The organism is Microcystis sp. M_QC_C_20170808_M9Col (assembly GCF_007095495.1).
Lineage (GTDB): Bacteria > Cyanobacteriota > Cyanobacteriia > Cyanobacteriales > Microcystaceae > Microcystis > Microcystis aeruginosa.
This window is the reverse complement of record NZ_SFBZ01000049.1, coordinates 1-10,434: the sequence shown is the minus strand read 5'-3', so window position 1 is coordinate 10,434 and position 10,434 is coordinate 1. Positions and strand designations below refer to the sequence as shown.

At 42.2% G+C, this 10,434-nt stretch carries 10 protein-coding genes and 1 pseudogene; 6 read left to right on the top strand and 5 right to left on the bottom strand.

Features of this window, described 5'->3' with window-relative positions:
- Positions 1–738 precede the first annotated feature (738 nt).
- Positions 739–987 (top strand): annotated as a pseudogene (locus EWV68_RS21790) (hypothetical protein).
- A 446-nt stretch (positions 988–1,433) separates the two neighbouring features.
- Positions 1,434–1,898: an SRPBCC family protein gene (locus EWV68_RS03390; RefSeq protein WP_061430612.1), complete on the top strand. Its 465-nt coding sequence runs from the start codon at positions 1,434–1,436 to the stop codon at positions 1,896–1,898.
- A gap of 72 nt (positions 1,899–1,970) precedes the next feature.
- Here EWV68_RS03390 and EWV68_RS03385 read toward each other — a convergent pair whose 3' ends face one another.
- A complete protein-coding gene (locus EWV68_RS03385) occupies positions 1,971–2,174 on the bottom strand; it encodes a ssl0294 family protein (protein WP_002762986.1) in 204 nt (67 codons plus the stop codon).
- 70 nt (positions 2,175–2,244) lie between these two features.
- Between EWV68_RS03385 and EWV68_RS03380 the strand changes: the two genes are divergently transcribed.
- From EWV68_RS03380 to EWV68_RS03365, 4 genes are all read left to right on the top strand, one after another.
- Complete coding sequence (locus EWV68_RS03380) at positions 2,245–2,760, top strand: DUF1499 domain-containing protein (RefSeq protein WP_287168819.1); 516 nt, start codon at positions 2,245–2,247, stop codon at positions 2,758–2,760.
- 37 nt (positions 2,761–2,797) lie between these two features.
- On the top strand, positions 2,798–3,295 hold the full coding sequence (locus tag EWV68_RS03375) for a DUF427 domain-containing protein (protein WP_002779848.1): 498 nt from the start codon (positions 2,798–2,800) through the stop codon (positions 3,293–3,295).
- Between the two features lie 353 nt (positions 3,296–3,648).
- A complete protein-coding gene (locus tag EWV68_RS03370) occupies positions 3,649–4,530 on the top strand; it encodes a 4-hydroxybenzoate solanesyltransferase (RefSeq protein WP_287168818.1) in 882 nt (293 codons plus the stop codon).
- Between the two features lie 205 nt (positions 4,531–4,735).
- On the top strand, positions 4,736–4,975 hold the full coding sequence (locus EWV68_RS03365) for a DUF6737 family protein (protein WP_287168817.1): 240 nt from the start codon (positions 4,736–4,738) through the stop codon (positions 4,973–4,975).
- On the opposite strand, the gene EWV68_RS03360 is transcribed toward EWV68_RS03365, so the two are convergent.
- The 4 genes from EWV68_RS03360 to EWV68_RS03345 all read right to left on the bottom strand — a co-directional run bounded on the left by EWV68_RS03360 (position 4,940) and on the right by EWV68_RS03345 (position 10,365).
- Positions 4,940–7,240 carry an ATP-dependent helicase gene (locus EWV68_RS03360; protein ID WP_287168816.1) on the bottom strand — a complete coding sequence of 767 codons (2,301 nt, stop codon included), beginning with the start codon at positions 7,238–7,240 and terminating at the stop codon, positions 4,940–4,942. The genes EWV68_RS03365 and EWV68_RS03360 overlap by 36 nt on opposite strands.
- Positions 7,241–7,442: 202 nt before the next feature.
- Positions 7,443–8,417: a tRNA lysidine(34) synthetase TilS gene (tilS, locus tag EWV68_RS03355; RefSeq protein ID WP_061431055.1), complete on the bottom strand. Its 975-nt coding sequence runs from the start codon at positions 8,415–8,417 to the stop codon at positions 7,443–7,445.
- A 140-nt stretch (positions 8,418–8,557) separates the two neighbouring features.
- Positions 8,558–9,580: an oxygen-dependent coproporphyrinogen oxidase gene (gene hemF, locus EWV68_RS03350; protein WP_002762975.1), complete on the bottom strand. Its 1,023-nt coding sequence runs from the start codon at positions 9,578–9,580 to the stop codon at positions 8,558–8,560.
- A 185-nt stretch (positions 9,581–9,765) separates the two neighbouring features.
- Complete coding sequence (locus EWV68_RS03345; protein ID WP_287168815.1) at positions 9,766–10,365, bottom strand: ion channel; 600 nt, start codon at positions 10,363–10,365, stop codon at positions 9,766–9,768.
- Positions 10,366–10,434: the final 69 nt, after the last annotated feature.

Genomic DNA, 10,434 nt, shown 5'->3' with positions numbered 1-10,434 from the left:
ATAAAACGGAGAGGCTATGGCTTTAGAAACTTTCGGAATTTTTGGGTTAGAAGTATGTTATCTTGGCATCTTGTATGTTGATTTAGCATAAAGGGTAACGAAGAGCCAGAATTTCCAGCTTTAAAAATCTTTTTAGTTTTTTTCTCCGACTCTCAAACAGGATTGGTATTGGTAAGGCTTCAGCTAATATCTCTAACTTTGCTTGCTTCAATATTTGCAAGGTTCCAACTACCATTAACAACAGTAGATATCTGGCTCGCCCCAGTTCATTTTCTAACACTTTCTGGTATAGTTCACTTATCATTTTCGTTATTTAGGTCATATATGGTAAATATGACTTATCTTTTTTTGGAGTCTGTGTCTGTATTCCATGCTACATAAGCTTTTCAGCTGGCTTGTCCCCCTGTCAGTCATTTTCCCACTCGCTCTTTAAGAAGTGTTAATAATTACCCCTAATCATAGCAAACAACTCAACCCAATTTATTTACCGTTCCTGTATTAGCCTTCCCCCCAATGTCATCTCTAGATTTAGCCCCGGCGCTGGAGAATACTTACACTAGCGGCACTGGTTTTTCGCAACCAAAGTAAATTACAGATCTTAAATTGAGAGTAACTAAACTTGACAATCGGTTTAACAATGCGCTAGAGTAACTGAAACTTCTAGACTGTAACGCTGGCTGAAGGGAAGCTATTAATTTCGACTAAATTTCTTTACTACTAAACTAAGAAAATATAATTATGACAAACTATCAAACAGAAATTAAAATCAAAGTTCCTTTAGATGTTGCTGAAACTTATTGGAATGCAACGGAAGAGGATCGTCAAAAAATATAGAAAAAAATCTCTTTTTATGTTCAATCTTCAAATTTATCTAGAAAAGAATCTCTGGACAAATTATATAAAACGATGGATACTATTGGACAAAAAGCACAAGAGAGAGGATTAACCCTTGAAATTTTAGAATCTCTCTTAAATGAAGATAACTAAACGCTTTGTTCTCGATACCAATGTTATTATCAGTTAATATCGAGAGATTACGCCAACGTTTTCGAGAATTTGTCAAGCTAGTGAAAAAGTGAGCTTGAGAGCAGTTATCTTAATGGTGAGGTAGGAAGTTTTCGTTTTGGGGAGTCGGTCGCCGGTCGTCCATAGCAAATTAGGTTACACTTCATCTTGATGAGAAAGGCTATAAACAAGACTATGTTAAGAAATGTAATCAAGGCCGAAACCCTTACTGTTGCCTTGTCTGCACAGTTAACTGTACTTTTGTCCGACTACCGATAATTCTCAGCCAGCAATTTAAGTAGGGAGGCACAATTATTTGTAGGATGGGTTAGCGGTAGCGTAACCCATGCAGGCGTTGGGTTTCATGCTTCAACCCAACCTACGTTCATCTTATATTTAATTCCACCCACCCACTTATAAGCAGATCAATGTCATCTTGTCAAGTATTTGAACAATCAATTCAGATTAAAGCTAGTGCCACGACGGTAGAGCGTTGTATCACGGATTTAGAGTTAATGCGTCGTTGGTTGAATCCATTGTTAGTTTGTGAACCTATCGGGGATTGGAAGACCGATATCGGTGGTAGAAGTCGTTTTTTGATTCAAATTCCCCTAATTCAGCCAACGCTAAAAAGTACTGTGATTGAGAGAGAACCGGGGTTAATTGTCTGGCAATTTGAAGGCTTTTTTCGTGGTTGCGATCGCTGGGAATGTCAACCCAATGATCGCGGCACTTGTCTAATCAATCGTTTTGAGTTTGCGATTCCCAATCCAGTTGTGGGGTGGGGATTCCAGCAATTCGCCGCCAAATGGACGAAAAAGGATATGGAAGCGCAATTAAGACGCTTAAAACGAGTAGCCGAGGAAATTTATTTACTTTCAGCAGCAAGTTAAGCTGATGGGGTGGTAAGCGGGGGTTTTGGGGATGGGAGAATACCCTCACCCCCAACAGCTAACCCCTAATCCCTAATCGATCGAGATCGACTGGGGACCGTTGCCGTTATCCTGATTATTGTCGTTAAAACTGACTAATCCCTGCTGTTCTAACCATTTTTTGAGGGGATCGTCCGAAAGTTTCAAGCGCAGTAATCCAGAGGCAAAACCACCGAAAAAAGCGATCGGTTGTTGAATCAGTTCTTTAACAACGGGTTGTAATTCATCGAGAAACATCTTATTCTATCTCCTGATATTGCCACACCTATCAATGTTAAGTTAATTGAAGTGATTCTGTAAGACTAGCATGACTGAAACTCCCGACACGGTGAAAAAATCTTTCCGGCTGACCCCGTTTATTTTCCTAGGAATACTGCTCATCTGGCTAGGAATTAGGTTAATTGCTCCCGATAGCGTCAGTTTATTCGCCGGTACTCGTCCCGATTATTTGGGAGTCAGGGAGGGTAAACTGGCCCCTTGTCCGGTCACTCCTAATTGTGTTAGTAGTCAGAGTCAGGATCAGGCTCATGCGATCGAACCCCTTAGTTATCAGGGTAGCGGCGAAGAAGCGATCGAGCAATTAGCTAAAATTATCGCTTCCCAACCGAGAACTAAAATTATTAGCCAAGATAGTAACTATCTCTACGCCGAATTTAGCAGTCAATGGATGGGATTTGTCGATGATGTGGAATTTTCTCTCAATCCTAGCAAAAATGCGATCGATGTTCGCTCGGCCTCCCGGTTAGGAGAATCGGATTTAAATGTCAATCGAGAACGAGTGGAAACCCTGAGAAAACTCTTTTCAGTGATCAGTAATCAGTAAACGGTGAACTGAATCAGAGAATACGATAAGAAAAATTATGTTTCGTCCCCAACCGATACCAGCAAAAGCAGGACAGGAATCCGTCTGGGATTATCCGCGTCCCCCGCGCCTAGAATTATCGCCTAAACACCTAAAAATCATCTTTAATGGGGTGATAATTGCCGATACTAAAAGCAGTTATCGAGTTCTAGAAACCAGTCATCCTCCAGTTTATTATCTACCGCCCCAAGATATTAAAATGGAATACCTGCAAGCCACAGCAGAAAAGTCTTTTTGTGAGTGGAAAGGTCTAGCGGGATATTACAATATCACCGTTGGGGATCAACAGGCAATTAACGTCGCTTGGTATTATCCGGACCCAACACCAGAGTTTCAGGCAATTAAGAATTATCTGGCTTTTTATCCTGCCAAAATGACCGCTTGTTATGCCGACGGGGAATTAGTACAACCGCAACCGGGCAACTTTTACGGGGGATGGATAACCTCCGATGTGGTTGGTCCATTTAAAGGCGTTCCCAATAGTTGGGGCTGGTAATCACGTTAAGTAGGTAGGGTTTGCTGAAAAAGTTTATTGGTGGAGTCAGGAGTCAGGAGCCGGTCGTCAGGAGATTATTTTTATTTATTCTTCCCACACCCCACACCCCACTTCCCACACCCTACACCCTACACCCCACACCCCACACCCCACACCCCACACCCTACACCCTACACCCTACACCCCACACCCCACACCCCACACCCCACTTCCCACACCCTACACCCTACACCCTACACCCCACACCCCACACCCTACACCCTACACCCTACACCCTACACCCCACACCCCACACCCCACACCCTACACCCCACACCCCCTTAACTCCTAGTTTCTACTTTTTACGAGAAATTATGACCATATCCCAACCCGATCTAGAACCCACTTGGATGACGATTATTCGCCTCTTGCGCTGGGATAAACCCGCAGGTAGGTTAATTTTGATGATTCCCGCTTTATGGGCGGTATTTTTGGCGGCAGACGGGGTGCCACCGCTACCCTTGATCGGGGTGATCGTTTTGGGAACTTTGGCCACTAGCGCCGCCGGCTGTGTGGTTAACGATCTTTGGGATCGGGATATCGATCCACAGGTCGATCGCACTCGTAACCGTCCTTTAGCGGCCAGAGCTTTATCGATCAAGGTTGGTTTGATTATCGCTCTAATTGCTTTCTTTTGTGCCGCAATTTTAGCTTTATATCTCAATTTCCTGAGTTTTTGCCTATGTGTGGCCGCCGTTCCCTTGATTATCTGCTATCCTCTCGCCAAGCGTTTTTTTCCTGTACCCCAATTGGTTCTTTCTCTCGCTTGGGGTTTTGCGGTTTTAATCTGTTGGAGTGCCGTCACCGGGTCGTTAGATAGTAATACATTTATATTATGGGGAGCGGTGATTTTTTGGACATTGGCATTTGATACAATTTATGCTCTGTCCGATCGAGAGGATGATCTCAAGGTTGGTATTAACTCTAGTGCCATATTTTTCGGCAAATACGCCCCGGAAGCCGTGGGGGTCTTTTTTGCCCTAACAGTAGGTTTATTGGCTTGGGAGGGGCAAAAAATGCAGTTATCAGCCTTTTTTTGGCTAGGGTTGGGTCTAGCGGCGATCGCTTGGTTGCGTCAATACCGGCTGTTACGTCAATCGGATTTACCCAAACCAGTTTATGGTCAAATGTTCGGTCAAAATGTTTGGGTCGGTTTTATTTTATTAGCGGCTATGATTGGGGGGAGTTATTTTTAAATAAGTGAATCGAGCAATTTTCTACTCTTTCGGTCTGCCTAGGTGTTTTTTAAACTCGATCGCTCTAAAATTGAGTTAGTAAGTAGCTAGAGACAATTAATTAGACATATCTAACCACCTCTTGCAAGAGTGCCTCTTGCAAGAGTGCCTATCCTAACCAAGAAGTTAATTTTTTCCTACTACTTAAATTACCGATCCGTAACCAATGCCTAACTCGAAATCCGATAACGTTTGGAATCACAAACCCCGTTGGTGTCAACCTTGGTCGATTTTGTTGACAGGAATTACCCTGATTGCCGGGTGTTGGTTTTTAACTCAGCGTCTCTGGTTAACTCTACTCCTATCTATTCCCATACTCCTGTGGTGGTTTGTCTTCCTAATTCTTTATCCGCGGACGCTGCATCAACAGTTAAACACAGAAAGAATCGGGGAAAGCATTGATTAAAACAGGAAAGACAGGACAGGGATTTTTATCCTGTAATTGACTACTTTCATCTCCGCGAAAAGTGTTCCAACGGAAAGGAGCTTTTTTTTCACTCGACATCCATAAAAGTCTTTTTGCTCGTGTCATCGCTACATACAAAAGTCTGTATTCTTCAGCTTTTTTAAGTTGTCCAGCTTCTAACCAAGCGCTTAAAGGTGGGGGAATAATTGGTATGCTGTCGGGGTTTAAATAGCGTTGATGAACTGCTGCTCGAATTTGCGCTCGTGCCACTTCTGCGAGGGTAAAATCTCCCAAAAATTTTGCCCCATTGGGAACCCAAGGTTTGCCAGGAATAATATCTTCATGAAGAAAGGGAATAAAAACATAATCCCAGTCTAAACCCTTGGCTTTGTGCATAGTAATAATCGTCAGTTGTCCGGGACGAGTATAACAATCGTCGTTATCTTCTTCCACCCCTTCAAAGCGCTCAGAGGCGATAATTTCATTGAGAGTATTAATGGTATTTTTTAGAGAACTATTATCGGCGGTTTCCTGATAAATACGGGCGGTTAATTTTTGCAAAGTGGCTAATTCTGATCCCGAATATTGGAGAGTCATAGCGAAAAAAGACAGGAGTTGATAATGGGGTAATTCTAATCTAGCTTTTAGTAAACTGCAGCAATAACGACGGGCGATTTTTTCGTTAGATTTCAGTTCAGGATCGAGGGGAGTGGGATAAAGAAATTGTTCGGGATAGGTAACTAAAGGATTTAAGTCTTGGGCAGTAATTAAACCCCTAAATTGTAGCACTTCTAAAGCCGCTTTGAGATAATCGGGAGAGTGGGGACGTTCGACAAAAGCTAATAGTTTCAGCATTTCGGCGGGAATTTGGGAAAAGCGATCAATCTCGTTAGCTTCAAAAATTCTGATTTGATAACTTTTGTAAAAATGGGCAAATTTTTGAGCAAAAAAGTGTCCCTGTCGATTTTCTCTAACGAGGATAGCCGCATTATGTTGAGGGTTTTCTTGGAGTAATTTAACTAGACGTTTTTCAATTAATTCCACTGTTTGATAAATGTCATCGGGTTGATAAATTTCTAATCCTTTTCCCTCCTTAACTGGATTAGGTTGGCGATCTTCGGCGCTGACGGGAAGGATCGCTTGAACCCGAAAAGGAGCCTCGGTAACTTTATGATTATCTTTTCCCTGTTTCCAATCTCGATCGACCCATTGTAAAACTAAATTAGCAGCTTCGATAATTTTAGTATTGCTGCGACCTGCTTGGTTCATAGTGGATAAATTGCCTTCGTTTTGACAACTTTCACAAAACCAATTAAAGTAAACAGGATCGGCGGGGGTAAAGGTAGAATTAATGGCTTGATTGGGATCGCCGACGCGAATTAAATTAGGTATTTCCCCGTCATTATTTTTTGCTAAAATAGTAATTAGTTTTTCTTGGAGAGGACTAGAATCCTGTGCCTCATCTTCAAAGACTCCAAAGACAGATTTTTGCCATTGTCGGCGAATTTTTTCTTCCTCTAATACCCGCAAGGCTCCTAAAATCATGTCATCATAATCTATATAGTTTTTCTGACGCATCAGGATTTCATACTGTTGGTACAAACCACTAGCAATAGCGAGAATTTGATAATTATCGTCGGTATAGTGGCTTAATTCCCAAACTTGCTGCGGTGATAATCCCGAACTTTTTAGCTCATGAATGGCCGTATAGGCAAGACTAGGTAAAATTTCGGTTCTCAGCACCGATTGACGGCGTAATCTTTCTGTTTCTTCCCCATCAAATTCCACTCCTTCTAATAACTTTTGATAACGAATTGGGTCGGCAATTAGCCATTTTTCCACCGAGTTTCTAATAATTCTGTGGCTAGGAGTCGGAATAACTAAGGTAGAAGATTCGAGGTCTAATCCCGATAATTCCGGGTAACGACGGGCCAATTGTAGGGCCAGTCCGTGCAGAGTTTGGACGCTAAAACCTTGGGCTGAAAGTTGTAAATCTTGCAAGCGTTGTTTAATTTTAGCTTTAATACTAGCGGCAGCGGAGCGCGTGTAGGTGACAATAATTAACTGTTTTTTAGCATGAAGTTGCTCACGAGCAATAACCATGGCGGCAGCTACGGCCAAACTGTGGGATTTTCCTGCCCCCGGCACCGCAGAAATGGCCATTTTTCCCCCTTGCCAATCGGCTAATTCCTGTTGTCCGGCTCGCAGTTGTTGCCGGAGATTGACCAGTAAACTTTCTCGATTAATTACTTTAGTTTCGCTCATTATTCTACGCCAATTTGATTTTTAGTTTAATTGTATTACTAATTATAGTTTCTTCTTAAACCAATTGCTGTAAAAGTTAGCTAGAGATAACTAGAATGGGGAGATGGTTTTTTTCAGTGAACAGTAAACAGTAAGCAGTAATCAGTGAAAAGACAGTAGCGAAGTTTTCACCTAATACTGTCCACTTAAAACTGTAATCTGATCACTGATAACTGATATGTAGCCAATTTTGTTGTACTTCTACCCGAATTTTGCCAGTTAAGGAGGAAGTGGCATCGCGATTAACACCAGTAATGAGATTAACCACTGACTCAACTTCGGCAAAATTCGGGGATGAGGGTAAATATTGAGCTAAAAATAAACGAATCACTCGTCTTTGTATCGCTAGAGGTAAAATTTGTAAAGGGGAGCGATCGAGTCTTTGTTGATCTAGATCGATAACCTGACGAAAAATATCCCGGGCAATACTATCTAAATAATCGCTTTCTGCTTCCAAAATTTCGGCAGTTTGGGCGAGATGTTTTTCGATTTGGGGATTTAAATTAGTTTGCAGGTAGGGTAATAATTCCAGACGGATGCGATTGCGAGCATAGCGTAAATTCTCATTAGCTCGATCGTACCAGATCGGTAATTCTCGACTTTGACAAAAAGCGAAAGTTTCCCCGCGAGTGACATTTAAGAGGGGACGGACTAAAAAAATATCCGGGGTTAAACTTGTCAACCAAGTTAAGGCAGAAAGTCCATCACTACCGGCCCCGCGCGTGAGATTATAAAGAAAAGTTTCCGCTCGATCGCTTCTCGTGTGTGCCGTGAGAAGATAATTAAAACCCTGTTCTTGGGCGATTGTTTGTAAAGCTTGATAACGCCATTGTCGGGCCTTGGCTTCCGTTTCCGCCATGGGGGGTGCGGTGGTAATATAAACAGGTAATTGCCAAATTTCGGCGATTTTCCGCACATGAGTGACTAATCCTCGGTCGTAAGACCAACGGTGATCACAATGAGCGATCGCTAGTTGCCAACCCCAACGAGGGCGCAAATCCAGCAATAATTGCCCTAAACAGAGGGAATCCTGACCTGCCGACAATGCCACTAACAGAGACGCATTTTTAGGTAGTAATTGTCCCTTTTTCACCGTGGTTTCCAGACGAGTATGGAGAGGTGTCCAAAAATTAGCCAAAATTTTTAGATTTATTGACTTGACAAGGGTGTGGGAAGTATTTTCAGTGAACAGTGAACTGATAACTGATAACTGATAACTGATAACTGATAACTGATAACTGATAACTGATAACTGATAACTGATAACTGATAACTGATTTAACCTTGCCAATTAACCCAATCTTGGGGTTTTAGGAAGACATCATAGAGTTTTGCTTCTGGGGTGTTTGGTGCAGGTTGATAACAGTATTCCCAACGGACTAAAGGAGGCAAAGACATCAAAATCGACTCGGTACGACCGTTAGTTTGCAGCCCAAAAATTGTGCCACGATCATAAACTAAATTAAATTCTACATAACGACCGCGACGATAGAGTTGAAACTGACGTTCTCTGTCACCGTATTCCGTCGAGCGGCGTTTCTGGACAATGGGAACGTAAGCGGGTAGAAAAGCTCGGCCACAGTCATTAATGAAACTAAAAATTTCTTCCCAGTTGCGGGGTTGTTGGGGAGATAATTTTTCTGAATAGATAGCGGCATCACTTTCGGCAAAAGGACCACGATAGAGAGGGTCTAAACCGTCTTGGTAATCAAAAAAAATCCCGCCGATGCCTCTGGCTTCCTGACGATGATTGAGATAAAAATATTCATCACACCAGCGTTTAAAAACGGGATAATATTCGGGATGATGTTGGTCGCAAACCTGTTTAAAAGTGCGGTGAAAATGACTAGCATCTTCTTCAAAAGCATAGTAGGGAGTTAAATCAGCGCCACCGCCAAACCACCAAACCGGACCTGCTTCAAAATAGCGATAATTGAGGTGAACCGTGGGAATATAAGGATTGTGAGGATGCAAGACCATCGAGGTTCCCGTGGCATAAAATTGATGACCGGCAGCCTCGGGCCGTTGTTTGGCAATGCTAGGAGGTAATTCTTTCCCCCAAACTTCCGAAAAATTCACCCCTGCTTGTTCAAAAATTGCCCCTTCCCGCAAAACTCGCGAACGTCCGCCGCCACCTTCGGGCCGTTGCCAACTATCTTCGATAAATTTTGCTTGTCCATCCACTTCTTCTAATCCCTGACAAATTTCATCCTGTAGGGATTTCATAAATTCACTGACGCGGCTACGGCTATCACTGGCGGGCAAATTGGCAAGGGTGGGGGTTGTGGTGAATGCAGTCATACTCAAGGATCAAAGTTGATAACTCAGTGATTATATTACTACTAGGTGATGAAACGGCCGCTCTTCGATACTTAACTTAACATTTAGATGGGTTGGGGGTGGGGAAGTGGGGGAGTGGGGAAGCGGGGAGAATAAATAAAAATAATCTCCTGAGGACCGGCTCCTGAATTTCGCCAGAATTAGTCTCAATCAGGTTTTTTTAAGAGTTTTGCCCCACAGTTTTTACAAAAATTGGCATCTATATCGTGACGGGGTAAACCACAATCTGGACAAGGATAATCAATTTGAGTGCCAGATTTTAATAGTTGTTTAGTCAGATCGCTAATTTGCAAGGGAATTAACAAAACTCCCGTTAAAATCATTAAAACTGTCACCATTTTGCCCCCATCAGAAAGGGGAGTTACATCCCCAAATCCCACGGTAGTCATAGTGACAACGGCGAAGTAAAAAGCATCAAAAAATGTCCGATAGACTTGAGGATTAATCGGGTGTTCGATCTGATAAATTAAACCCGCATAGACAAAAATAATCGAGAATAGAGTTAGTAATATGCGAGTAAACACTATCTGATCGGAAGTTTTAATCCGAAAAATAGAGAGATCGGAACCAAAAAAACGAATCACTCGCAAAATTCTAAACCAGCGAAAAATTCTAAAAAACCTAATATCAAAAAATCCAAAAAATAGGGGCAGAATTGACAATAAATCTAGAATGGAAAAAATATTAAAAACAAAGTATATAGCAATTCTTGGAGCTATGAAGTACAATGGAAAGCAAATAGACAAATAATAGAACTTACCAGCTTCCTATGAGACCCTATTCCGTAGATTTTCGCCAAAAAATTATCGATGTCT

Excerpts from the sequence above, each read along its gene's own strand:
- EWV68_RS03390 (WP_061430612.1), top strand. The coding sequence starts at position 1,434 with ATGTCATCTTGTCAAGTATTTGAACAATCAATTCAGATTAAAGCTAGT.
- EWV68_RS03385 (WP_002762986.1), bottom strand. The coding sequence starts at position 2,174 with ATGTTTCTCGATGAATTACAACCCGTTGTTAAAGAACTGATTCAACAA.
- EWV68_RS03380 (WP_287168819.1), top strand. The coding sequence starts at position 2,245 with ATGACTGAAACTCCCGACACGGTGAAAAAATCTTTCCGGCTGACCCCG.
- EWV68_RS03375 (WP_002779848.1), top strand. The coding sequence starts at position 2,798 with ATGTTTCGTCCCCAACCGATACCAGCAAAAGCAGGACAGGAATCCGTC.
- EWV68_RS03370 (WP_287168818.1), top strand. The coding sequence starts at position 3,649 with ATGACCATATCCCAACCCGATCTAGAACCCACTTGGATGACGATTATT.
- EWV68_RS03365 (WP_287168817.1), top strand. The coding sequence starts at position 4,736 with ATGCCTAACTCGAAATCCGATAACGTTTGGAATCACAAACCCCGTTGG.
- EWV68_RS03360 (WP_287168816.1), bottom strand. The coding sequence starts at position 7,240 with ATGAGCGAAACTAAAGTAATTAATCGAGAAAGTTTACTGGTCAATCTC.
- hemF (WP_002762975.1), bottom strand. The coding sequence starts at position 9,580 with ATGACTGCATTCACCACAACCCCCACCCTTGCCAATTTGCCCGCCAGT.